This window comes from Rhizobium sp. TAL182, assembly GCF_002117725.1.
GTDB classification, from domain to species: Bacteria; Pseudomonadota; Alphaproteobacteria; order Rhizobiales; family Rhizobiaceae; genus Rhizobium; species Rhizobium esperanzae.
Map to the genome: position 1 here is coordinate 132,050 of NZ_CP021026.1, position 22,538 is coordinate 154,587.

The 22,538-nt window shown below is 60.8% G+C and carries 20 protein-coding genes and 2 pseudogenes; 10 read left to right on the forward strand and 12 right to left on the reverse strand.

Features of this window, described 5'->3' with window-relative positions; translation table 11 throughout:
• Positions 1-13: 13 nt before the first annotated feature.
• From Tal182_RS23625 to Tal182_RS23635, 3 genes are all read right to left on the reverse strand, one after another.
• Positions 14-925, reverse strand: coding sequence for a carbohydrate ABC transporter permease (locus Tal182_RS23625; protein ID WP_085861230.1), 912 nt, complete (start codon positions 923-925; stop codon positions 14-16).
• The gene (locus Tal182_RS23630; protein ID WP_085861231.1) at positions 925-2,043 is read right to left on the reverse strand and encodes a sugar ABC transporter permease; all 1,119 of its coding nucleotides are present in this window, start codon (positions 2,041-2,043) and stop codon (positions 925-927) included. The genes Tal182_RS23625 and Tal182_RS23630 overlap by 1 nt, the downstream gene beginning before the upstream one ends.
• Before the next feature lie 72 nt (positions 2,044-2,115).
• Positions 2,116-3,756, reverse strand: a complete 1,641-nt coding sequence (locus tag Tal182_RS23635; RefSeq protein WP_085861232.1) for an extracellular solute-binding protein — start codon at positions 3,754-3,756, stop codon at positions 2,116-2,118.
• Positions 3,757-4,095: 339 nt separating this feature from the next.
• On the opposite strand from Tal182_RS23635, the gene ugpC reads away from it, so the two are divergent.
• Positions 4,096-5,163 (forward strand): sn-glycerol-3-phosphate ABC transporter ATP-binding protein UgpC, encoded by a 1,068-nt coding sequence (gene ugpC, locus Tal182_RS23640; RefSeq protein ID WP_085861233.1) that lies wholly within the window; start codon positions 4,096-4,098, stop codon positions 5,161-5,163.
• A gap of 102 nt (positions 5,164-5,265) precedes the next feature.
• On the opposite strand, the pseudogene Tal182_RS23645 reads toward ugpC, so the two are convergent.
• Positions 5,266-5,457 (reverse strand): annotated as a pseudogene (locus Tal182_RS23645) (universal stress protein); the annotation flags it as partial.
• 284 nt (positions 5,458-5,741) lie between these two features.
• On the opposite strand from Tal182_RS23645, the gene Tal182_RS23650 reads away from it, so the two are divergent.
• Positions 5,742-6,080 (forward strand): TraR/DksA C4-type zinc finger protein, encoded by a 339-nt coding sequence (locus Tal182_RS23650; protein WP_085861234.1) that lies wholly within the window; start codon positions 5,742-5,744, stop codon positions 6,078-6,080.
• Positions 6,081-6,334: 254 nt separating this feature from the next.
• Positions 6,335-6,790 (forward strand): pyridoxamine 5'-phosphate oxidase family protein, encoded by a 456-nt coding sequence (locus tag Tal182_RS23655; RefSeq protein ID WP_085861235.1) that lies wholly within the window; start codon positions 6,335-6,337, stop codon positions 6,788-6,790.
• Between the two features lie 85 nt (positions 6,791-6,875).
• On the opposite strand, the pseudogene Tal182_RS23660 reads toward Tal182_RS23655, so the two are convergent.
• Positions 6,876-7,708 (reverse strand): annotated as a pseudogene (locus tag Tal182_RS23660) (universal stress protein).
• Between the two features lie 186 nt (positions 7,709-7,894).
• Between Tal182_RS23660 and Tal182_RS23665 the strand changes: the two are divergent.
• Entirely contained in the window at positions 7,895-8,194 is a 300-nt protein-coding gene (locus Tal182_RS23665) for a hypothetical protein (RefSeq protein WP_085861339.1), read from the forward strand.
• A gap of 12 nt (positions 8,195-8,206) precedes the next feature.
• On the opposite strand, the gene Tal182_RS23670 is transcribed toward Tal182_RS23665, so the two are convergent.
• Positions 8,207-8,578, reverse strand: a complete 372-nt coding sequence (locus Tal182_RS23670; RefSeq protein ID WP_085861236.1) for a hypothetical protein — start codon at positions 8,576-8,578, stop codon at positions 8,207-8,209.
• A 242-nt stretch (positions 8,579-8,820) separates the two neighbouring features.
• Between Tal182_RS23670 and Tal182_RS23675 the strand changes: the two genes are divergently transcribed.
• The gene (locus Tal182_RS23675) at positions 8,821-10,077 is read left to right on the forward strand and encodes a DUF4010 domain-containing protein (RefSeq protein ID WP_085861237.1); all 1,257 of its coding nucleotides are present in this window, start codon (positions 8,821-8,823) and stop codon (positions 10,075-10,077) included.
• Positions 10,078-10,179: 102 nt separating this feature from the next.
• Here Tal182_RS23675 and Tal182_RS23680 read toward each other — a convergent pair whose 3' ends face one another.
• The 3 genes from Tal182_RS23680 to Tal182_RS23690 all read right to left on the reverse strand — a co-directional run bounded on the left by Tal182_RS23680 (position 10,180) and on the right by Tal182_RS23690 (position 13,658).
• Positions 10,180-10,440, reverse strand: a complete 261-nt coding sequence (locus tag Tal182_RS23680) for a hypothetical protein (protein WP_085861238.1) — start codon at positions 10,438-10,440, stop codon at positions 10,180-10,182.
• A 143-nt stretch (positions 10,441-10,583) separates the two neighbouring features.
• The gene (locus Tal182_RS23685; protein ID WP_085861239.1) at positions 10,584-11,168 is read right to left on the reverse strand and encodes an isochorismatase family cysteine hydrolase; all 585 of its coding nucleotides are present in this window, start codon (positions 11,166-11,168) and stop codon (positions 10,584-10,586) included.
• A gap of 123 nt (positions 11,169-11,291) precedes the next feature.
• Positions 11,292-13,658 (reverse strand): EAL domain-containing protein, encoded by a 2,367-nt coding sequence (locus Tal182_RS23690; protein ID WP_085861240.1) that lies wholly within the window; start codon positions 13,656-13,658, stop codon positions 11,292-11,294.
• Positions 13,659-13,775: 117 nt separating this feature from the next.
• Here Tal182_RS23690 and Tal182_RS23695 point away from each other — a divergent pair, with 117 nt between their 5' ends.
• Positions 13,776-14,582, forward strand: a complete 807-nt coding sequence (locus Tal182_RS23695; RefSeq protein WP_064806964.1) for a transporter substrate-binding domain-containing protein — start codon at positions 13,776-13,778, stop codon at positions 14,580-14,582.
• Between the two features lie 101 nt (positions 14,583-14,683).
• Here the strand turns inward: Tal182_RS23695 and fdhA are convergent, their stop codons facing one another.
• Positions 14,684-15,874: a formaldehyde dehydrogenase, glutathione-independent gene (fdhA, locus tag Tal182_RS23700; protein WP_064807192.1), complete on the reverse strand. Its 1,191-nt coding sequence runs from the start codon at positions 15,872-15,874 to the stop codon at positions 14,684-14,686.
• Between the two features lie 724 nt (positions 15,875-16,598).
• On the opposite strand from fdhA, the gene Tal182_RS23710 reads away from it, so the two are divergent.
• Positions 16,599-17,033, forward strand: coding sequence for a hypothetical protein (locus Tal182_RS23710; RefSeq protein WP_085861241.1), 435 nt, complete (start codon positions 16,599-16,601; stop codon positions 17,031-17,033).
• Positions 17,034-17,184: 151 nt separating this feature from the next.
• Here Tal182_RS23710 and Tal182_RS23715 read toward each other — a convergent pair whose 3' ends face one another.
• Complete coding sequence (locus tag Tal182_RS23715; RefSeq protein ID WP_085861242.1) at positions 17,185-18,081, reverse strand: EamA family transporter; 897 nt, start codon at positions 18,079-18,081, stop codon at positions 17,185-17,187.
• Between the two features lie 111 nt (positions 18,082-18,192).
• On the opposite strand from Tal182_RS23715, the gene Tal182_RS23720 reads away from it, so the two are divergent.
• On the forward strand, positions 18,193-19,065 hold the full coding sequence (locus Tal182_RS23720) for a LysR substrate-binding domain-containing protein (protein ID WP_085861243.1): 873 nt from the start codon (positions 18,193-18,195) through the stop codon (positions 19,063-19,065).
• Here Tal182_RS23720 and Tal182_RS23725 read toward each other — a convergent pair.
• Complete coding sequence (locus Tal182_RS23725; protein WP_064806970.1) at positions 19,043-20,032, reverse strand: GlxA family transcriptional regulator; 990 nt, start codon at positions 20,030-20,032, stop codon at positions 19,043-19,045. The two genes, Tal182_RS23720 and Tal182_RS23725, sit on opposite strands and share 23 nt — an antisense overlap.
• Before the next feature lie 105 nt (positions 20,033-20,137).
• On the opposite strand from Tal182_RS23725, the gene Tal182_RS23730 reads away from it, so the two are divergent.
• On the forward strand, positions 20,138-21,040 hold the full coding sequence (locus tag Tal182_RS23730) for a 3-keto-5-aminohexanoate cleavage protein (protein ID WP_085861244.1): 903 nt from the start codon (positions 20,138-20,140) through the stop codon (positions 21,038-21,040).
• Between the two features lie 7 nt (positions 21,041-21,047).
• Complete coding sequence (locus Tal182_RS23735) at positions 21,048-22,535, forward strand: carnitine 3-dehydrogenase (protein WP_085861245.1); 1,488 nt, start codon at positions 21,048-21,050, stop codon at positions 22,533-22,535.
• Positions 22,536-22,538: the final 3 nt, after the last annotated feature.

The window sequence follows — 22,538 nt, forward strand, 5'->3', positions numbered from 1 at the left end:
AAACGTCCCGCGGCTATTTTACCGCTCCTGCGGTCATCCCGGCGATGATGTGCTTTTCCAACACGACGCCGACGATGACCAGCGGAAGAATACCGGCGGTGGAAAGGGCGGCCATCGACCACCAGTTGATGCCCTGACTGCCTGTCTGGCTGGCAATCATCACCGGCAGCGTGTTGGTATTGGTGGAAGTCAGCAATGCGGCGAAGAAATATTCATTCCAGCACAGGATCAGCGCCAAGAGAAAGGCGGCAACCATGCCCGGCAGAACGAGCGGCACGATGATGCGGGCAAACGCGCCCCAGATCGACAGGCCGTCGACCAGCGCGGCTTCCTCGAGCTCGACCGGTATGGTGGCGAACTGATCGCGCATGATCCAGACGACGATCGGCAGGACCATCAGCGTATAAACGGCGATCATGCCGGCATAGGTGTCGAGCAGCGCCAGTTCCTTGTAGAGAACCAGGAATGGCAGGGCGAGGACGACGGGCGGCATAATCAGCTGCGACAGGAAGAAGAAGGAAATGTCGGAATTGCGCATATGGCCGAACTTGTATGAGAAGCGGCTGAGGCCGTAGGCGGCGAGCGATCCGAGCACAACCGCAAGAGCGGATGCGGTGACGGAGATAATGACGCTGTTCCAGAGCCTGCGCATGAACTCGTCGCGCACCGTCGAGATCTGGGGAATCGTATCAGGAGAGAGGCCGAGCGAGCGCCAGCCGAGCCAGTTGGGCGCGAAATTGAACCACGGGATCAGATTGCCGCGCATGACATCCGCGGCTGTCTTGAACGAGGTCGAAACCGTCCAGAACAGCGGGAAGATGCAGACACAAGCCCAGATGATGAGCAGGCCGTAGACGGCCAAACGCATGGCCCACCAGCGAATGCGTTGGCCCCGTCCGTATTTTTCGAAATCGATGCGAACCATCAGAGCCTTCCTGTCATCCGCTTGACGATGCGGTCGGAGATCTTCATCAGCCCTGTCATGCCGACGACGATGATCACCAAATAGACGAGCGCGAGTAGGGTCCCATATCCGACATTCGAGCGATCACGATATTCGCGGTAGATGAAACTGGTGACGGAATCCGTCGCTCCGCCGGGACCTCCCGATGTCACCGTGATGATGATATCGGCGAGCTTCAGCTTGAAGATGATGCGGATCATCACTGCCGTGACCGACACCGGCAGCATGAGCGGGAAAATCACCTGCCAGAAGCGCTGCCATTTTGTGGCGCCGTCGACTTCGGCCGCCTCCAGCACCTCCCTCGACAAGGCCTGCAATCCGGCGAGCAGCATGATCATCATGAAGGGAATGAAGGTCCAGGCGTCCATGATCATGATCGAGAGGCGCGCCGTCAGCGGATCGCCGAAAAAGGAGGGGTTTTCCCAGCCGAGCCAGCGGGCCAGGCGTGCGATCGGGCCGAAACGGGTCTCCAGCATCGACTTGCCGACCATCCAACTCACCGCGACCGGCGACAGCATCAAGGGCACGAGGAAGGTGACGCGCCAGAACTTCCGGGCAATGATTTCCTGGTTGAGGAGCAGCGCCAGGCCGAAGGCGATCGCATATTCCACGACAATCGCAAGACAATAAAGGATCATGTTGAGCAAGGCGTTGGCATAAAACGGATCGGCGATCATCCGGCGCACATTGTCGAGCCCGTTGAAGCGCCGCCCGGCAGAAGAGGCGAGGTTCCAGTCGGAAAAGCCGATCCAGAGTGCAAAGAGCAGCGGGAAGACCACCATCGATACAACGAAAAGCGCCGCCGGCAGAACAAAGAGCGCCTTCTTGCCGGCCTCGCCGTAGATGACGACGCGGGTGACGCAAAGAACGGCGGCCCAGAGAAAATAGGCGTAAAGAACCGGTCGCCAGTTCGCAAAACCCCATTCGGTCCAACCCAGCTCATGGGCACCCTGCAATACGAAGGATGTTAGGAACCACATGGCGCTCAGCCACAGAGCCGTGCGGCCCCAGAAGCGGCGGCTCGCTGAAATGGAGCCGGTTTCGACCGTGTGAAGCAGGTCGCCTTCGACTGTCGACATGATATTCCTCGCCCGGACAAAATGGGCGCTGGCGAAATCGCTCCCGACCCGCCAGCGCGTTTGGTCAATAGATCAGAGCCCGAGGCTCGCCCGATAGAGTTTCAGCTGGCTGTCACGGCCGATCTGGTCGGTAATCTTTTCCCAGGCGGCCGCAATCGCATCCGCCGTTTCCTGGGCCGACTTATATTGTCCGGCAAAGCCTTTCGCCAATTCGTCTTCGGCGACGGAGTAATATTGGAAGATACCGGGGATGCGCGGTTCGATCGCTGCGTTTGGGTGGTTATAGCTGTCGGCGTTCGAACCCAGATAGTCCTCGATATACGTCCGGTCGTAACCTGCCTTTTCCCATTCGTCGTAGTTGAAGTTGGACTGACGATAGGGCTGGAAGCCGGAGGGATATGCCGACGTCCAAAGCGACAGATCCTTGCCGCCGAGATGGGCGGCGGCAGACCAGGCCGCCTTGCGCTTCTTCTCGTCGCTGGAGACCTGCTTGGTGACATAGATGCCCCAGCCGATGTAGGCCATGTTGGGTGCTTCGTTATACTTGTCTTCCCATTGCCCGGACTTGCGGTTGTAGACGCGGTTGGAGCCACGGTTGATGCCGAAGCCGACGACATCTCCGACCACCGAGGTGTCCGAGGTGCGCGCTTGGGAACCGACGTCGCCCCACCACATCAGCATTGCACCCGTGCCTGCCAGGAATTGCGAGAAGGCGGTGGTGTTGGGATCCGCATTGATCTGATCGGCCGGATAGGTCTTGGCGGCGATCAGATCCAGGACGTCCTGGATAGCCTGGACCCATGCAGGGTTGTTGACCAGCGGCTTCATGTTTTCGGGATCGAACAGCCAAGCTGGGTCGCCCGGATATTTCGCATAAGCCGTCGCGCGGTTCTCGATGAAATAGAAACCGAAACCACCCCAGCCCTTCAGCGGGTCGAGATAGCCGTAGGCCGGCTGGCCTGTGAGCGGATCGGTCTTACCGATCAGCGCCTTGGACGCTGCGTTGACGTCCTGCCAGGTTTTCGGCGGCTCGGCCATGCCGCTGATCGAGCCTTCGCCGAAATAGTCCTTGCGATAGGCGAAGGTGTGGCAGTCGCCGTCGATCGTCACGCGATAGGTCTTGCCATCCCAGGTGCCGACCGGGGGCTTCAGGTAGCTCACCAGGTCGTCGGATTCGATCTGCTTTGCGGCCCAATCGGGCATCTCGTCTAGAAGCCCGCGGCCAGCGGTGTCGCCTTCGAAGGGTGCGCCCATTTCCAGAATGTCGTAATCAACCGTGCCGGTGGCGATCGACTGCTGAAGGCGGGCGTTGTAATCGGCCTGGGCAAGGTCGATCCAGTTGATCTTGGCGCCAGTATAGGCTTCCCACGGCTTCAGGAAGCCGCGGAACAGGAAGTTGTGGAGGTTCTGGTTGTTGAGCCCCATGAAGGTCAGCTCGACACCGGCGAATTCTCCCTGCTTGACATTGGCCTTTGTCGGGCCGAGGCAGAGCTCACCGACCTTCTGCCAGTCTGCATCCGTCGGCGAGCCCTTGCCGACGCCCGGAATCTGCAGGATCTGGGCGCGCAGATCATCGGCGGCGAATGCGGTGCCGGCAATTCCGCCCATCGCGCCGGACAGGCCGAGCAGAGCAGCCGCACTTGCCGTTCCGCGCAAAACGTCGCGGCGACTTGCCTGACGGCGCATCAATGCATCGTAAATTTCGACTTTCATGTCTTCCTCCTCCACGTTTGGTGCGCTGCCGCCAGCCAGTGTTCCGGATAGGCTCCGGCCCGAATTTGGGACTGGTCTCGTGCAGAACTATCTGGTAAACAAGAAAATGAAACGTTTCATAATTCTTGTTTGAAACCGCTCCTCTCGGTCTCATCATTGAGCATTAGACGGGAAGCGGAAAAAGTCAATAAAAAATGAAACGTTTCATGGAGGAGGTTTTGGAGGTATTTCGGATCGTGGCAGAGCGCGCTTTCGCTGTGCCTCATACTCTGGATACTGTCGAGAGATTCATCCCCTGGAATGTGTGCCGGGGATGACCGGAAAGCGAGTGGGAGGCATATGGCTGAGGTCAATATTTCAGAGGCGCGGAAGGCATACGGCGCCTTAAATATCCTGCATGGGGTCGATATAGACATTCGCGACGGCGAGTTCGTGGTGCTCGTCGGTCCGTCCGGTTGCGGCAAGTCGACCTTGCTGCGCATGGTCGCAGGGCTCGAAAGCATTACCGGCGGCACCATCTCGATCGGCGGAAAGATCGTCAACAACCTGCCGCCGAAGGATCGCGATATCGCAATGGTCTTCCAGAGTTATGCGCTCTATCCCCACAAGACCGTTGCCGAGAACATGGTGTTTGCGCTGCGCCTGCAGAAGCAGCCGGCCGATGTCATCAAGCAGCGCCTGCAGGCGGCGGCCGAAACACTCGACCTCGTGCCCTATCTTGACCGCTATCCGCGCCAGCTTTCGGGTGGCCAGCGGCAGCGCGTGGCGATGGGACGAGCCATTGTCCGATCGCCGCAAGTCTTCCTGTTCGACGAGCCCCTGTCGAACCTCGACGCCAAGCTGCGCGTGCAGATGCGCAAGGAGATCAAGGAACTCCACCAAAGACTGAGAACCACGACGATCTACGTCACCCATGACCAGGTCGAAGCGATGACCATGGCCGACAAGATCGTCGTCATGCAGGGCGGCAGGATCGAACAGACCGGAACGCCCCTGGAGCTATACGATCGTCCGCGCAATACGTTCGTGGCCACCTTCATCGGCTCGCCGTCGATGAATCTGCTGAAAGGTCACTACAAGGCCGAAGGTGCGGTCTTCGTCACGGAGACAGGCGATGAGATTGCGCTCGGCTTCACGCCTGAGGCGTCCGATGGCCAGTCTGTGCGCCTGGGCGTGCGGCCCGAACATCTGTCACTCGCTCCGAGCGGCTTGAAGACGATCGTCAACGTCACCGAACCCACCGGCCACGAGACGATGGTATTTCTGCGCTACGGATCTGGCGAGCTCGTCGCGGTGCTGTCCGAACGTCACGATTTCGAGCCGGGGCAGGCCGTGACGATCGCTGCCCGGCCGGGCAAGCTTCATCTGTTCGATGCGGAATCCGGTAAGACGCTGCGACGGGATTGAGGAGCCGCCTGTTGCCGGCCGACATAACGCGGCTGATCAGGCATGCGGCCTTCGTGGCGTTGACAATGATTCGAAAGCCGGTCCTTGATCGCATGCCGTCTCTCAATGCGACAGCAGGACAGGCAGGGTGACGCTGGTCAGCACCGCCTGCGTTGCGCCACCGAGCACGAATTCGCGCAAACGCGAATGGCCGAAGCCGCCCATGACGAGAAGGTCGGCCCGCAATTCGAAGGCCTTGTTCTGCAGTACCTCGCCGACCGGATAACCGTGTGCGCGCAGGTGCGTCGCCTCCGCCGATCATGATTTCCGAAGTCGCATCAGGATAGGTGAGAAGCGGGAGAAAAATATGCCGTTTCATGGTGTACACCCGAAGAAGAGGATGGCGGTCTGTGTTCACCACTCTGGCACTTGAGCGGGAATTGCGCGTTGACATGTCTCAAACTGTCCACCCTGCCCATTGATGCCGATCAATGCAGCCTTCCCAGGCGATTGTAAGGTGATGAGCGTTGCATTCGGCCGGCCGAATGGGCGAATAGAGCGCGGCATGTGCTGCCGTTTCATGCAGCGGGAAAGCTTCGATGAAGAACGAAGAGATAGAAAACAAACTGAAGACCATGAAAGCGGACCTGCAGCGCCGGCGGTCGGCGATCGATGCCGATCTCGGTGCCGCACTGGATCCGGATAGCGAAGATCGTATCACCCAGGTCGAGAACGATCAGGTGCTGACCGAAATGGGAAGGGAAGCCGCTGCGCAAATCACAGCGATCGAGGCCGCCCTTGAACGGCTGAAGCGCGGAAGCTTCGGTCGCTGCGTCAGATGCCTCGCCCCGATCGACGCCAGCCGGTTGGAGGCCATCCCCTACACGCCATATTGCGTGAGCTGTGCCCGTCTGGCGGACGAGGGGCTCTCCCCGTAAGACCGAGCGTCTGTGGCGGCGAGAAAGAGAAGGGTTCCTGCCTTTCTCAGCGTCTGGATAATCGCTCCTCTGGTCATCCGGCATCGGCCTGCGGCACTCTTGGCCTTTAGCCAGCTGACCTCTTCTATGATGAGCGATCTGTTGCCCGAGCGGTCAGTCGGCCCTGCCGCAACCAATACGACATTGCTCTTTATCAATGCGCGAAGCCGTGGTCGGCCTAGAATGACTCCTCGACCATCCGAGAGGAGCATCTCATGTCATTGGGTTTCCGGGAATTTACGCCGGCTGAATGCCACGCTGTTCTGGAAGAGGCAAGATTTGGGCACCTGGCCTGCTGCAAGGACGGCCAGCCCTATGTCGTGCCCATCTATTTCTCCTATAAAGACGGCGTCGCATATTGTTTTTCCATGCCCGGCCGCAAAGTGGAATGGATGCGGGAAAACGACAGGGTGTGCCTGCAGGTGGACCGGCGGGTGGGCAAAGGCTGGACGAGCGTTATCGCCGAAGGGAAGTTCGAGGAGTTTCCCGACACTGAACTCTGGCGGAGCGAGCGTCTGCACGCCTGGGAAATATTGCAGAAGCACCCGGACTGGTGGGAAGTCGGTTCGCTCAGCCCGAAGGAGGTTCCGATCCTTGCCGAATCTCCGCACATCTTCTTCGGCATCCTTGTCCGGACATTATCGGGCCGCGCGGCTTTCGCCATCGATTGATACCTATCGCCCGGGCACGTGCAGCAACCGGGCAACAGTGCACAACAGGATATGAGGCGCCGGGCCGGCTGAGCGCCCGGCCGGTTCAATGGGCCATGAAGATGGGCATCGTGCTTTCTTCGATCATGCCGCGCGTCACGCCGCCAAAGATCGTCTGCTGCCAGCGGGGATGGTTATAGGCGCCCATCACGATCAGGTCGGCGGACACGTCGACGGCGTGCTGCCGCAGGACCTCGTCTGCGCGTTGTCCGCCGCTTGCGATGCGATCCACCTGCACCGTCACGCCGTGTCGGGCAAGATAGGCGGCAATGTCGGCGCCCGGTTCCTCGCCGTTCGCGCGCATCCGCCCCACCGGATCCACCATCGTGACGTAAACGGTGTCGGCTTGCTTGAGCAGATCAAGCGATTGTCGGGCGGCGCGCGACGCTTCGTCGCTGGAATCCCATGCCAGCAAAACCGATCTCGACGAGGCATTCATCGCCCGTGTTCCGCGGTTGATGAGGATCGGGGTCGGCGTCTGGAAGAGTGCACCATCGATGATGCGTTTGCGGAGACCGTCGTCTCGGGCCGCCTGCCGCCGATCAGGACGACGTCGGCGTAGAGTGCCCTTTCGGCAATATCTTCGTCGGCCCATGCGAATTCCGTGTAGACGTCCTGGACCTCGCAGGAAATCTCGCTTCGGTCGAGAGTAGTCTTGATCTCGTCTGTCCTCCGGGACAGAACGTCGATTTCGCGTTGGCGTTCGTCAAGCCAGACAGAAGAGATGGTGTTATAATTGCCGATCGTTGGTGCAGTTCCCAAAGAGATCACCAGCGCATTCAAATGCGCGCCATGGACACCGCAGAAGTCGATTGCGGTTTTGAGATCTTCCTCGAACTGATGAACGCTAAGGATGCTGAGTACCGTCCTGATGGTCATGTCGATATACCTCTCTGGTAGGATAGGAAAAGGATAGTCGCCATCGCCCCGGGTTCCTTGACCTTCATCAAAGCGCTATCGATTTCTGCCCTGTAGGCTGCTTCTCGAATGACAGGCGTGGCCGTGGACGTCTCGATCGCGGAATTCGGAGAGGTGCAGGGCCTGTCATCGGTTAGGAGGCCGCAAATGCTGTCGACGGAACGAGACTTCAAACGGGGCGGCGAGCGGTCGCCCATTCCTTCGCAAGGTGAAGTCGAAGGCAAGCTTCTCATGTTCGAAGCGGTTGCCGTCACCTGTTTGCAGGAGCTTCTCGCCAAAACGCAATCGCGCCTGATCCCCAGGCTCCGCCGGAGACTTATCAGTAATCTGAAGGAGCGATGCGCCCCATTGAAGCTTTGCGCGGATGACGAAAAGGCTGCAGAGGAGTTCGCGCTCCAACTGTTGAACGCAGCCCTGGAAAAAGCAGAAGACGAGAGAGCGGGCTGAGTGCCGGACGCCTCAAGCGCAGGTTCGAGCGCCCAGGTCTTTGACCGTCTCATCCGCCAGCTTGCGCACCACCTTTGCGGAGACCACCCCCATTTTCGAGGCGATTCCGGCCAGTCGCGCAGTCTCTCGAGGCGCCTCGGCCAAAGCATTCTGCGCAAAGTCGGCCACGACCTCGAACGTATCGTTCAGTACGGCACTTTCGGTGAGGTCGTCCAGGAAGATTTGATAGAGTTGAAGCCGGCGCCGGAATGACGTCAGTAACTCGATCTGACAACACAGCATCGTCCGCGACGCCTCGATGTTCAGTCTGTAGGCGGCGAGGAAAAGATTTCTTGCAGAAGCAGGCAGCGCCTGCTCCGGTATCAAAAGCGCGTTGTCGACCATGGCGGAATCCTCTCGTCTTCTTCAAGATTATCGTCGCGGCGAAAGATCTTGTTGATCTGCATCAAGCGGACTCTGCTTACTGCAACGGCACTATCAGATGGGGGTGATTGAGCAATCGCAATGACCGGGCCGCATGGGTGCGGGATGGCTTCCAGGAACAGGGAGATCGAAATGCATGCTCGTCATGGCATATCGGGCGGAAGACCTCCGGGAGGCGGCGCCGACAAAAACTGGGCCTTCGGATGATGACTTCATTGGTGATGGCGGATGCATTCCAGCGCCTCAGTCTTGCACTTGCGATCGGCATACTCGTCGGCATCGAACGTGGATGGCAAGAACGCGAGGCCCTGCCGGGCAAGAGAGTGGCGGGTATCCGCACCTATGGCCTCTCGAGTTTCCTCGGCGGCTTTTGCGGCTTCCTGCAACCTATTGCGGGGCCGATCCTGCCGACGGCCATCTTCGTATTCTTTTGCATCACGATCCTTGTCTTCAGCCGCATGCAGGCGCTGCGGGAGGGTGACTACAGCGCAACCGGCACCATTGCCGCGATCACGGTGTTTGCGCTCGGTTTCGGAGCCGTCGTTGCAGATATGACGACGACCGCGGCGAGCGCGGTCGCCATGACGGCACTTCTGGCGGCGCGGGAGCCACTGCACGGATTTCTGCGGAAATTGACTTGGCTCGAGTTGAGAGCCGCCCTGATCTTGCTGACGATGACCGTCGTCATTCTTCCAATTCTTCCCAATGAGGCGGTCGACCCCTGGCAAATGATCAACCCCTTCGAGCTGTGGATGCTGACCATATTCGTGGGAGCGGTTTCATTTGTGGGCTATGTGATGATCCGGCTCACCGACGCCAGAGCCGGACTGCTCCTGACGGGCGCCTGTGGGGGTATCGTTTCCTCGACGGCCCTGACCCTTTCCTTTGCCCGACAGTCCAAGCAGAGGCCCGCGCTCTCGCCGCTGCTTTCAGCCGGAGCGATGATGGCGGGGGCGGTATCCCTGAGCCGGGTGCTTTTGATTTGCGGTGTCATCGCACCGGCGGTGCTGGAGGAGCTTGCGGCATTGCTCGGCCCGGGTGCGGCGGCGCTTGCCGTCGGCGGTAGCTTGGCCGGCTTGTCGCCGCGCGCCGGTGACAGTCCCGACTTTTCACCGAAAAATCCGCTGGAGGTCATCGTCGTCTTCCGCTTTGCTCTTCTTCTTGCCGCTATCACCATCGTGACGCGGGCGGCTTTGGAATTCTTCGGAACGCAGTCACTGGCGGTGGTCGCCTTCATCACAGGGCTGGGCGATCTCGATGCGATAACGCTTTCGATCGCGAAGCTCCCGAACGTGCCGGCGGATGCGGCTGCACAAGCCATAGCGGTCGCTGCGTTCGCCAATCTTCTTGCGAAAACAGGGCTTGCAGCAAGCGCGGGAAGCTTTAGCTATGCGGTTCGGCTCGCCATCGTGAGCGGCATCGCGGTGCTCGCCGGCGCCGCCGGCTTGTTCCTGACGTGAGCGGCTGATCTCGTCGTTGGCGCTTTGCTTGGCGCTCGATCGCGCGGATACGACGCGCCACTTTCTATGCGAGCCTCACCACGTCAGGGAGGTGAGCGGCACTCATGCGACAAGGTCGGCTGCATGAATTCTGATGCGCCCATCGCGCTCGATATCGCCGCGATCGAATTTCGCGCAGGCAATCCGGCCGAAAAGGCCGATATTTTCCTGAAGCCGGCTTTCGTCGCAACGCGGCGGCTGGGCAACCTCAAGAAGGGCTTCCCTGTCGATAACGACCATCTGGTTCGTGCCGCCGGCATCCATGACCAGCAGGGCTTCCTCGCCGGACGACTTCATCATTCCACTGATCAGCTTCAAAGACATTGCTTATCTCCGGACCGGTTGATTTCGCAAACCTGTCGCAAGAAGCGCTGCCGGGCTCCTCTGGCAGGCTGCCCGGCGAGCTTATGCCGGCGCGGGGAGCCCAGCCTTGATACATATCAAGAAAAGATCGCCGGAAAGGCTTCTCAGCCAAGGCCGCTCAAGAATTCAACGGTCTCCATGAGCTCCAGCTGCACGGAAAAGCGGTCGTGCAGAAGTTCCAGCGATGCGTCATAGGTGTCGTCGGCGCTGCTGAAGACGGCGTCCTTCAGCATGATGACACGATAGCCGAGATCGATGGCGCCGAGCGTCGCGGCGAGCACGCAGACGTCCGTTTCCCCACCGGTAATTACGAGGGTGTCGACCCGTTCCGATCGAAGGATCGTATGAAGGCGGCCGTCGATCCAGGGGGAATAGGTGCGTTTGTCGAAATATCTTGCCGGCGGAACATGCGAGGCGAGCGAGGAAGTCAGCTGGACGAGGCCATGCGGAAGATGCTCACCTGTCATCATCCACCATTTCCGGTAATAATCGCGCCATTTTCCCGGCATCGCATCCGCATGCTGAGGCGGCACGAAACGGGTGAAGATCGTTCGGGACGGATAGCGGCCGGCGAGTTCCTCGATCTGAGGGGAGATCCGGGCCATCCATGGAACGTGCCATGGCGTGTCTTCGGCAAACATCCGCTGCATGTCGACGCAAAGGTGCCGCCACTCGCCGATCTCACCCATCACGTCCTCCGTTCGTCCTAGAGCCTTTCCTGGTCAGAATGCTTCAATCTGACGAGGAAGGCTCTGGGGCGTCAACCGCTGCCCGGGACGAAAGTTCCTGATCGCCAAAAGATCAAACGGTGCTCAGGCAATGGCTCCTGGAGCGATCGTCCGTGCGGCGCCGCTTTCGAATTTGCCGAAGCACTCGAGTTCGCGAAGCGGAACCGGTTTGGAGAAGAAGTAGCCCTGAAGGTCGGTGCAGCCGAGGGCGGCCAGAAAGTCCCTTTGATATTCGGTTTCGACCCCTTCGGCCGTCGTCGAAATCCCGAGGTTGCGGCTGAGAGTGACGATGGCGCCGATGATGGCAGCGCCGTTGGCTTTTGCGCCCAGCTGCGAGACGAAGGAACGATCGATCTTGATGCGGTCTATGTCGAAGCGGACCAGGTGGCTGAGGCACGAAAAGCCGGTTCCAAAATCATCCAGTGAAATCTGAACTCCGTAGCCACGCAGCGATTTCAGTACCGTGTAGACATCCGAGCTATCCTCGATCAGCGAGGACTCGGTGAGTTCGAGCTCCAATCGAGACGGCGGCAAGCCGGTCTCTTCAAGCACTGCGAAGACCTCCTCGGCGAAGTTGGGCCTTCTCAGCTGGGAGGGAGACACATTCACGGCCACAAAGGTGTCTTTAGGCCACTTGCAGGCAGCTCTGCAGGCTTCGCGCAGCACCCAGAGACCAAGGGCGTCGATGAGGCCGCCTTCCTCGGCCGCAGGGATGAAGCTGGCAGGCATCAACAGTCCGCGCTGACTATGGCGCCAGCGCACGAGAGCCTCCGCGCCCGACGCCGAGTATCCGCCCTCGGCGCGATGCACTGTCTGATAGTAGACCTCAAGCGACCCGAAGTCCGGTCTGTGGCCGATCGAACCGGGTTGTGGAACGCCGGCCGACAAGGCCGTGCTCTTCGCCAGAACATCTCGCAATTCGTTCTTGAGGACGTCACGCGCATTCCTGCCACCGTCCATGGATGGCGAATAGACGCGCCACTGGCCTCTTCCGCCCATCTTAGCCTCGTAGAGCGCGACGTCAGCATAACGCATGAGATCGTCGGCATTGCGTCCGGCGTCCGGCACCACGGTCACACCGATCGAGCCGCCGACCCGGGCGACCGCTTCGCCTCTCAAAAGCGGAAAGGGCCTGCCAAGTTCGCCAACGATCGCTTCGCAGATGGAGGGCAAGATTTGATCATCTTTGACGTTCCGGAGAAGCAGGGCAAATTCGTCCCCGCCGAGCCGGGCAAGCGTGTCGTCCGGACGAAGCAACGCGTGGATCCGCTCCGCAGCCATTCTGATGAGATCGTCGCCGGCAGCATGCCCGAAGGTGTCGTTCACCGCCTTGAAGCGGTCGAGGTCAAGAAGCGCCACTGCCGACCGCTCGGCAGAATTGCGCGTATCGGCCAGGCACGCCTCGAACCGCATCGCGAACAAGGCGCGGTTGGGAAGGCCGGTCAGCACATCATGCAAGGCGAGCTGCCTGGCGTGCAGCTCGCTTTTCTTCAGTTCGCCGAGACTGCTTCGCAGGCGCACCAGCAGAACCGAAAACAGGACCGCGATCACCAGGGCGGCAATCGAAAGCGCCGGCATCAAGCGGCCGATCACCCTCGAACCAGGAAGATCAGGCCGCCACACGATAAAGCCGATCGGTTCGCCGTTTGCCGTTGCGTCGATCTGGAACGCAACCTCGTTTTCGTCAGCGTCGGCCGTTCGCGCGAAGCGCGCGCCGTTGAGGCCTTGCTGCCGGCTCAACTCGTCGAGCGCTGCGCCGTCGAGAAACCGCACGACGATCAGGAATTGCCGCATGGGCTGTGGTTGCCCCTCGGCGGCTTCGTTGACGGCGACGACGCCCACGATCGTCGGCCGGCCTTCGAGCCGCATCAGATTGGCCAGTGCATGGTTCGACCGGGCGGTGTTGGCCGCTCGGCTTTCCAATGATGATGGGGTCCGTTCGCTGGAAACGGTGCCCTGGTTCGCCGTCAGCCGGGCGTCTTTCAGGAGAGGCAGAAAGAGCGGTCTCATCCAGCGATAGCGCTTTTCGGTTTCGGCATCGGTCAGCATGATCAGCTGCGCCTTGTCATCGACAACGAAGGCCTGGTCATAGCCGAAGGCCGACATCGCAGTGTGGCTGATCGCACTCCCGGCCGCCGCCGTGAGAACGGTATCGAGGCTGGAGGAAACTCCGGCAGCCCGGGAGGCGGGATAAACGCCGGAGAGGTAGCCATTACCGAATTGGCCGATGACATGCGCGACTTGATCGACCTGTTCCCTGAGGCGCGCATTGACAAGCTGACGCTGTCTATCGAGGGCTGCCGCATCGCTCTCGGTTCCCGCCCAGAGTGCGGAAAGCACGACCAGTCCGATCGCTCCGAGCCCGCTGACAGCGATCAGGAACAGAATTCTCCCCGAAGCGATCCAGGATTGCTGAAACGTATTGGAGCTGGAAGGGACAACGATATGCAAGCCTAAACCCCTGAACCCACCACGGGCGCATTCGTGGACGTTAACAAAGAAGCGTTCACGTAGAATTAAAGGCTGGGGCGCACTATGGCGGGACTACGCTACAAGGAGTTTCCGACGATGTTGCGCCTATCCATTCAGACTATACTGCGCGGAGCGCTGATGGCGGGCGGATTGGGCCTCCTTCTCGCCGCCGCCTCGCCGCTGCAGCTGGCTGCGCAAGATCGCACGCCTCTGAGAGTTGCCGTCGAAGGTGCATTTCCGCCCTTCAATTACCTTGACGCAAATAACCAGCTGCAAGGCTTTGACATCGATATCGCCAATGCCCTTTGCGAAGCCGGCAAATTCGAATGCCAGTTCATCATCGAAAAGTGGGACGACATGATCCCCGATCTCGTCGCCGGCAAATACGACGCGATCATCTCGTCCATGTCGATGAGCCTGGAACGCCGTCAGAAAGTCGCTTTTACCGAGCAATATTACACCAGCCCGTCGGTGTTCATCGCCCGCAAGGACTCGCCGATCAACGACGTCAGCCCTGCCGCCCTCAGTGGCAAAAAGCTCGGGGTGACATCGTCCACGGCGCAGGAATCCTATGCCAACCACTTCTATCCGGAGATGAAGAAGACGGTTTTCCGGTCTTCACCGGAATTATACAAGGGTCTATCGGACGGGCGCGTCGACATTATCCTCGAGGATAAGCTTGCCATTTATGACTGGATCGCCAACACGAAGGCGGGAACCTGCTGCGAGTTCAAGGGACCGGATCTGGTCGACGTCACCTATTTCGGCGAAGGTGCCGGGATCGCCTTGCGCCTGGACGACAAGGAGCGTCTTGCGCGCCTGAACGAGGCCTTGAAGGCCATCAAGGCCGACGGGACCTACGACATGATCAACGCCAAGTATTTCCCGTTCAGCATCCAGTAGTTTTGCCGTAAAGCACTGGTGATCGATCGATTCAGACTGTTACGCCGCCGCGCCTGCGAAAACAGGCGCGGCGGCGTAAATCTTGTCGTCAGTCCCTGGCGTCAGGCGGCTTTCGCCACCTCTCCGTGCGGATCGAGAACATACTTCGTTGCCGCGCCATGGTCGAAACTTTCATATCCAGCGGCGGCATCGTCGAGCGGGATGACCTTCGCGTTGACGATATCGGCGATCGGCAACCGGTCGTGAAGGATCGCCTGCATGAGCTGGCGATTATATTTCAGCACCGGCGTCTGGCCGGTGTGGAAGGATTGTGCTTTTGCCCAGCCGAGACCGAAGCGGAGTGACAGATTGCCGTGCTTGGCGGCATTGTCGACGGCGCCCGGATCCTCGGTCACATAGAGGCCGGGAATACCAATCGAACCTGCGGCGCGGGTGATCTCCATCATCTGATTGAGCACGATCGCCGGCTGTTCTCCGCCGGAATGGCCACGCGCCTCGAAGCCGACCGCATCGATGGCGCTGTCCACCTCATTCGTGCCGACCACCTCGGCGATCATGTCGCCGAGACGGTCGCTCTTCGAGAGATCGATCGGCTCGAAGCCGACTTTCGCCGCATGCGCCAGGCGATCCTTGTTGAAGTCACCGATCATGACGACGGCGGCGCCGAGGATGCGAGCCGAAGCCGCAGCCGCAAGCCCGACCGGGCCGGCGCCGGCGACGTAGACGGTCGATCCGACCCCGACGCCTGCGCGCACTGCGCCGTGAAAGCCGGTGGGCAGAATGTCGGAAAGCATGGTGAGATCGCGGATCTTCGCCATCGCCTTGTCGCGATCCGGGATTTTTAGCAGGTTGAAATCGGCATAGGGAATAGTGACGTAGCGTGCCTGCCCGCCGATCCAGCCGCCCATGTCGACATAACCGTAAGCGCCGCCGGCGCGGGCCGGGTTTACCGTCAGGCAGACGCCCGTATCCTGAGATTTGCAGCAGCGGCAGCGGCCGCAGGCAACGTTGAACGGCACCGAGACGATATCGCCGATGTCGAGCATCTCGACGTCGACGCCTTTCTCGATGATTTCGCCGGTGATTTCATGGCCGAGGATCAGGCCCGGCATTGCCGTCGTGCGGCCGCGGACCATGTGCTGGTCGGAGCCGCAGATGTTGGTGGAGATAACCTTCAGGATCACGCCATGCTCGATGCGGCGGCCATCGGGCGCTTCCAGCTTCGGGTCGTCGATGTCGCGAACTTCGACCTTGCCCGGCCTCAAATAAACGACGCCTCTATTCTTGCTCATGGATTCCTCCCATGTGTTGAATGCCTCGAGCTGCAACCGATGCAGTCGACGACAACTATTCCTCCGGCCTGCCTCCTCTGCAGTCCGGCATTCAGATCGCCGCACGGGGCGATATTTCGAAATTTCGCAGATAGGCGGGGGCAGCTGAATCGAGGAGAGAGTGAACACGAAAGGTCTGGCCTGTCGTTCCGCTCGTCATCGCCCGCCGCAATCCGGAGATCTGCTGCGCACAGAGCTGGTTTCGGGCTCCAGAACCTCCTTTCGATCCGTCTCGAGGTCTCTGGATGTCAATCCGACGACCGCTTTCAGGACTTCAGTTCTTCTACCGCTACGGGGCAGCGCGCCGGCGGCTGGCCAGCCTCGCATGTTCATGTCGCCAACTTGCGAGGCAGCGCCGTGAACATGACCAGAAAACCATGCCTGACCGAAAACGGCGCCCGAAAAAACGACATAGGTGCACCTCCAGGCGACAGGGCGGCAAAGCTGTCATCACTTTCGGTAGGGGACGACAGATTGATCTCGCGAATGCGGCAGTTTTCCGGATCGCTCCGGATGATGTTATCGCAGCTGTCGGGCTTCCCCCCGTTAAACTCGTGGCACTTGCGATCACATCTATTGGCCAGCGGCAGATGTCGTTTTCAATCGTGATTGGACTTCGGCTGTGACCTGAGCGAGGCTGTTCTTGGGAGCGGACCATCTATTTTTCCGGGGATAGGAGGCCGAAATGGAACAGCATGCACTCGAGCAGTTGAAAACGATCGCGAAGGTCAGCACGACCTATAATCGCCTTGAAATGACGAGGCGCGAACGGCTTGAACGGTGGGCCGACAGTCTGGAACACAGTCCCAGGCCGTTTCTCAAGACGCTTCACGAAACCGAATATCAGCCGATTGCCGATCGGCTTGCCTTGCGGGACGACGACACTCCGATCTCTGTTGCGTTCGCTGATCCCATTCTGCGGGCGGCAGGAATGGAAAACGACAGCTATGGAGAAGCCAGGCGGTTCTTCGAACTCAACGATGAGCAGTTGCACGACCTGGTCTGCTTTTGTCATTTCGGAGAACGCGTCAGCGCTGCAACACTAGCTCGCCGCGTACGAAAGATGGCGGCTCACAAACCAGGCGGGTTTTTCGCTCAGCTTCGTGCGTTCTTTGGCTGATCGAGGCTGAGGCCACCTGGAGCTACAAAGGGCTGGCCCGTGCCGGGTGGAGCGGTCGCCACGGCAATCGCTTGGTCGCTCATCGGCGCATGAGCGAACACGGCCAAACCCGTCGCGTCAGTGGACCGGAGGATAGGCGGCAGCTAGCCGCCTACGGCCGGCGGTTCCGATTGAAGTCGACCGCCGTGTGCCAGAACACGGCGCCGATGATGATCGCGCCGCCGAAATAGGTGGCGATCGGCGGCTGCTCGGAAAACAACAGCCAAACCCAGAAGGGCGTCAGCACGATTTCCATTGTGCCGATCAGCGCCGCCTCGGCCGGCGGCATCCGCTTTGCCCCGGCAAGGAAGAGCACCAGCGCGAGGGAAAAATTGGTGGCGCCGAAGGCGGCAAGGACGATCCAGTTGTGCAGGTCGAGAGAGCCGACCGAGCCGAAAGGCGCGAAGATGACGAGAGTGAGGAAGGCGCTGACCACGGTCGGCGGCAGGCTCGGCACGCCGGGGTCGATGCGCGGAATGATGATGACGAGCGCGAACGAGGCGGTCATGCCGAGCGCCAGAAGATCGCCCCAGCCCGTGCCGCCGCCGATCGACGACGCGACGATGATGCCGACGCCGAAGAGGGACACGGCGCCGGCAATCATCGTCCGCCTGGCCACTCTCTCCTTGAGGATGAGCCAGCCGAACAGCGCCGCGATGAAGGGCGTGGTCGCATAGATCATCGTCACATTGGCGACGGTGGTCATGTAGAGCGCCCCGATGAAGCATCCCTGACTGAAGGTCTGGCATGCGATCATCGCCAGACCTGTGGGATGGAGGACGGAACGCCATTGCCGCCGCGAGATGCCCCCTTCGAGGAAAAGGCAGGGGATCAGCAGGAACAGGCCTCCGAACAGCGACCGCCAGGCGATTGCCGTCCATACGTCGGTGGTGAGGAGTCGCGAGTAAACGCCGCTCGCACTCCAGGCAAGTGTCGCGGCAACGATGAGAAGCACACCCTTCTCATGCTCGCTGCCTGCGAGTTGTCTAGCCGGATTTTCAATGGTCACGCAGAGATTCTCAAAGAAGGAAGTCGAACGCCGCCCATTTCTGCGCCAGGAATTGACATTAGACAAACGAATAGTAGTGATAGCTATCATCGATTTTCTCTATGGCTGCCGATGCAAGAACCGATCGAGAGCGATCTTCTCAGAACCTTCCTTGTCGTCGCCGAGACGTCGAACTTTTCGGCGGCCGCCCAGCGCATCGGGCGGACGCAATCTGCCGTCAGCACCCAGATCAAGCGGCTTGAGGCGGCAATCGGCGAAAACCTTTTCGAGCGCGGCGCCCGCGGTGTGCTGCTGACGCGCCAAGGCATTCAGCTGGTGCCCTATGCCCGCAGGGTCATCGATCTTCTGAACGAGGCGGCCGCGACAATCCGCAGCAAGCCTCTTGACGGCCCGGTGCGCATCGGAATTCCCGAGGAATACAGCCAGACGGTACTGCCGGCAGCGCTTGCGGCTTTCGCGGTTCGCCATCCGGCGGTCGAAGTGACCGTCTCCTGCGACTACACGGTCCGCAACCTCGCCGCCCTGGAGCGGGACGAACTTGATCTTGCCGTTGTGTTCGACTGGAGCGATCAGAGGAAAGGCGAGGTTCTGTGCATCGACCCGACCGTCTGGGTGACGTCGCTGGTCCACCGGCTGCACGACTTAGATCCTCTGCCCGTCGCGACCTATCGCAACTCCACCTGGTCACGTGATTTTGCGCTCCGGTCACTGGAACAGATCGGCCGCAATTACCGGATCGCCTTCATTGCCGATACCGGTTCGGGGCTGAAAAACGCCCTAACTGCAGGCCTTGCCGTCACCACGCTGTCCCGCAGCAGCATTCCGCCCGGATGCCGGGAACTGACCGCCGAGGACGGTTTTCCGCCGGTCGATTCCTCCAAGGTCGTATTGCGCCGCAATAGTTTCCGCTCCAGCGAGGCGGTGCGGGAATTGGCCGAAATGTTGCGGGACGCATTCCAGCCTATGTCGGCGCCGATGATATGATGCGGCGGCGCAAGCGGCGGCGCGTCTCCGACGGGCTCTCGAAAAAACTCGCCCGGTAGCTTCTGGCGAAGGCCGAGGCCGAATTGAAGCCGGTCGCCGCCGCGATGTCGGCGAAGGAGGCGGTCGTTTCGATGACCTTGCGGCGCGCCGTGTTCAGGCGCAGCGCGAGGTAATGCACGTGCGGCGGCGCGCCGATGCTCTGCTGGAAGAGGTCCTGCAGATGCCGGGCGCTGACACCGACCCTGCGGGCGAGCCGGGCCAACACCAGAGGCTGCTCGATATGCTCCTCCATCAGATGCACCGCCTGCGTCACGCGGGGATCGTGCGCGCGCAGCCCCGCCGAAGCGGCGGAAAGCGTTTCGTCGGCATGGAAGGAAGGCTGCTCATAGCGGAACAGCCGGCTGACTTCGAGCGCCAGCGAATAACCCTGCCGTTGCCGGATCACTTCCAGCATCAGGTCAACGGTCGGAAGCGAACCCGATGTCGTCAGCCGTTTGCCGTCGATGACGAAGCGATCCTTGACGGCCCCGACCTCGGGATAGGCGAGTGCAAAGTCCTCGTAATCCTCCCAATGGACCGTCGCCCGCAGCCCATCGAGCAGGCTTGCTTCGGCGAGCAGCCACGTGCCGGACTCGATGCCGGCAATGATCCTACGGTAGCGGGCGGCCTGGGAAAGCTGCATCTTCAATGCCGGCGTTGCGCTGCGATGCCAGTTATAACTCGCCAGCACGAAGAGCGGCCTGTCCTCGGCCGTCGCCTGGAAGGTGCCTTCGGCCGGGACGGCGATATGGCTGGTGGTCGGCACCGGCGCGCCGTCCGGCGTCAGCAGCCGCCAGCGATAGAGCTCGCTGCCGGCGATGCGGTTGGCGCCGCGCAGCGGCTCGATGACCGACGCGATCAGGATCAGGTTCGTATCCGGCAGGACGAGAAGGTCGATATCGAGCCGTTCCGTCGACCGCTGCAGCATGACCGCCTCCCAAGGTTTCCGATAATGTATCGATAGCTTCCGAAAATGCAAAGCATTGCTGCCGATCCTGTCGCGTAATGCCTGACAAGACGGGGAGAACAAAACATGCCTCTAGCAATGAACCGCGATGTCTTCATCACCTGCGCCGTCACCGGTGCCGGCGATACGGTTTCCAAATCCAGCCACGTTCCCATTACTCCCAAGCAGATCGCGGAATCCGCGATCGACGCCGCCAAGGCTGGGGCGGCCGTTGTTCACTGCCATGTCCGCGATCCGGAAACGGGGGCCGCGAGCCGCCGCAACGATCTCTACAGGGAGGTCACAGAGCGCATCCGCTCGGCGGATGTCGACGTCGTCCTCAATCTCACGGCCGGCATGGGCGGGGATCTGATCTTTGGCGATGTCGAAAGCCCCCTGCCCCCCAATCCGAAGGGCACTGATATGGCGGGCGCCAGCGAGCGCGTCAGCCATGTCGCCGAATGCCTGCCGGAGATCTGCACGCTCGACTGCGGCACGATGAACTTCAATCTCGGCGACTATGTCATGACCAATACGCCAGCCATGCTGCGGGCGATGGCCAAGAAGATGACGGATCTCGGCGTACGCCCTGAGATCGAGGCTTTCGATACCGGCCATCTCTGGTTTGCCAAGCAACTCGCCGAGGAAGGCCTGATCGAGGACCCGGTGCTGATCCAGCTCTGCATGGGCATTCCCTGGGGCGCGCCCGACGATCTCAACACGTTCATGGCGATGGTCAACAACGTGCCTCAGAGTTGGACCTTCTCGGCCTTTTCGATCGGCCGCAACGCCATGGCCTATCCGGCAGCGGCGGTTCTGGCCGGCGGCAACGTGCGCGTCGGCCTGGAAGACAACCTCTTCGTCGGCAAGGGCCAGCTCGCCACCAATGCGCAGCTCGTCGAAAAGGCCGTGCAGGTGGTCGAGGGCATGGGGGCGCGGATCATCGGACCTGAAGATGTGCGCAACAAGCTGAAGCTGACGAAGCGCTGAGGATATCATGACCAAGATCAGCAAGGTGGCCTGTATCGGCGGCGGCGTCATCGGCGGCGGATGGATCGCCCGTTTCCTGCTGGCCGGCATCGACGTCGATGTCTTCGACCCGCATCCGGAGGCAAGCCGCATCGTCGGCGAGGTTATCGCCAATGCCGAAAAGGCCTATGCGATGCTGACCGGCGCGCCCTTGCCGCCGCGCGGCAGGCTGACCTTCTGCGAGACGCTCGCGCAAGCCGTCGCTGACGCCGACTGGATTCAGGAGAGCGTGCCGGAAAGGCTCGATCTCAAGCGCGGCGTCCTGACCGAGATCGATGCGGCTGCGCGCCCGGACGCGCTGATCGGCTCTTCCACGTCGGGCCTGCTGCCGACCGATCTGCAGCGCGACATGAAGCATCCCGAACGGCTCTTCGTCGCTCACCCCTATAATCCGGTCTATCTGCTGCCCCTCGTCGAAATCGTCGGTGGTGAGAAGACCTCGGCGGCGACGATCCAGGCGGCGATCGCAAGACTGGCGCCGATCGGCATGAAGGGCGTCCACATCGCCAAGGAGATCGAAGCCTTCGTCGGTGACCGGCTGCTCGAGGCGCTCTGGCGCGAGGCCTTGTGGCTCATCCACGACGATATCTGCACGGTCGAGACGCTCGACGACGTCATCCGCTACTCCTTCGGCCTGCGCTGGGCGCAGATGGGCCTGTTCCAGACCTACCGCATCGCCGGAGGCGAGGCCGGCATGCGTCATTTCCTCGCCCAGTTCGGCCCCTGCCTTGCCTGGCCCTGGACCAAGCTTACCGATGTCGTCGATCTCGACGATGCGCTGATCGAAAAGATCGGCGGGCAGTCCGACGAGCAGGCCGGCGGTCTTTCGATCCGCGAACTCGAGCGTATCCGCGACGAAAATCTCGTCGGTATCCTCCAGGCGCTGAAGGGCGGCGACGGCGGCAAAGGCTGGGGCGCCGGCAAGCTGCTCAAGGAGTTCGAGCAATCGCTCTGGGCGAACGGCGGCGGCGAGACCATGCCCGCCGATCCTTCGAAGCCGCTGCGGCTTGTCGAAACCAAAGTGAGCCCGGCCTGGGTCGACTATAACGGCCACATGACCGAACACCGCTATCTGCAGGTCTTCGGCGATACGTCCGATGCGCTGCTGCGCCTCGTCGGCGTCGACCTTGCCTATGTCGAGGCGGGGCACAGCTATTACACGGTGGAAAGCCATATCCGCCATCTCGGCGAGGCGAAGCTCGGGCAGGCGATTCATTCGGCCTGCCAGATCCTGGCCGCCGACGAGAAGCGGCTGCATGTGTTCCACACATTGCACGACACGGCGGGCGAGCTTATCGCAACCGCCGAGCAGATGCTGCTGCATGTCGACAGCAGGGAGGGCAAGGCAGCGGCGGCGCCCGCCGTGGTCCTCGACAGGGTGAAGGCGCTTGCCGCGTCCCATGCGGAACTGACGCTGCCCGAGGGCGCCGGCCGTCACGTCGGCCAGAGGCGATAAGGA

Excerpts from the sequence above, each read along its gene's own strand:
- Tal182_RS23710 (WP_085861241.1), top strand. The coding sequence starts at position 16,599 with ATGGAACAGCATGCACTCGAGCAGTTGAAAACGATCGCGAAGGTCAGC.
- Tal182_RS23625 (WP_085861230.1), bottom strand. The coding sequence starts at position 925 with ATGGTTCGCATCGATTTCGAAAAATACGGACGGGGCCAACGCATTCGC.
- Tal182_RS23730 (WP_085861244.1), top strand. The coding sequence starts at position 20,138 with ATGCCTCTAGCAATGAACCGCGATGTCTTCATCACCTGCGCCGTCACC.
- Tal182_RS23725 (WP_064806970.1), bottom strand. The coding sequence starts at position 20,032 with ATGCTGCAGCGGTCGACGGAACGGCTCGATATCGACCTTCTCGTCCTG.
- Tal182_RS23680 (WP_085861238.1), bottom strand. The coding sequence starts at position 10,440 with ATGTCTTTGAAGCTGATCAGTGGAATGATGAAGTCGTCCGGCGAGGAA.
- Tal182_RS23670 (WP_085861236.1), bottom strand. The coding sequence starts at position 8,578 with ATGGTCGACAACGCGCTTTTGATACCGGAGCAGGCGCTGCCTGCTTCT.
- Tal182_RS23650 (WP_085861234.1), top strand. The coding sequence starts at position 5,742 with ATGAAGAACGAAGAGATAGAAAACAAACTGAAGACCATGAAAGCGGAC.
- Tal182_RS23665 (WP_085861339.1), top strand. The coding sequence starts at position 7,895 with ATGCTGTCGACGGAACGAGACTTCAAACGGGGCGGCGAGCGGTCGCCC.
- Tal182_RS23685 (WP_085861239.1), bottom strand. The coding sequence starts at position 11,168 with ATGGGTGAGATCGGCGAGTGGCGGCACCTTTGCGTCGACATGCAGCGG.
- Tal182_RS23720 (WP_085861243.1), top strand. The coding sequence starts at position 18,193 with ATGCAAGAACCGATCGAGAGCGATCTTCTCAGAACCTTCCTTGTCGTC.
- ugpC (WP_085861233.1), top strand. The coding sequence starts at position 4,096 with ATGGCTGAGGTCAATATTTCAGAGGCGCGGAAGGCATACGGCGCCTTA.
- Tal182_RS23630 (WP_085861231.1), bottom strand. The coding sequence starts at position 2,043 with ATGTCGACAGTCGAAGGCGACCTGCTTCACACGGTCGAAACCGGCTCC.
- Tal182_RS23655 (WP_085861235.1), top strand. The coding sequence starts at position 6,335 with ATGTCATTGGGTTTCCGGGAATTTACGCCGGCTGAATGCCACGCTGTT.
- Tal182_RS23675 (WP_085861237.1), top strand. The coding sequence starts at position 8,821 with ATGATGACTTCATTGGTGATGGCGGATGCATTCCAGCGCCTCAGTCTT.
- Tal182_RS23735 (WP_085861245.1), top strand. The coding sequence starts at position 21,048 with ATGACCAAGATCAGCAAGGTGGCCTGTATCGGCGGCGGCGTCATCGGC.
- fdhA (WP_064807192.1), bottom strand. The coding sequence starts at position 15,874 with ATGAGCAAGAATAGAGGCGTCGTTTATTTGAGGCCGGGCAAGGTCGAA.
- Tal182_RS23695 (WP_064806964.1), top strand. The coding sequence starts at position 13,776 with ATGTTGCGCCTATCCATTCAGACTATACTGCGCGGAGCGCTGATGGCG.
- Tal182_RS23635 (WP_085861232.1), bottom strand. The coding sequence starts at position 3,756 with ATGAAAGTCGAAATTTACGATGCATTGATGCGCCGTCAGGCAAGTCGC.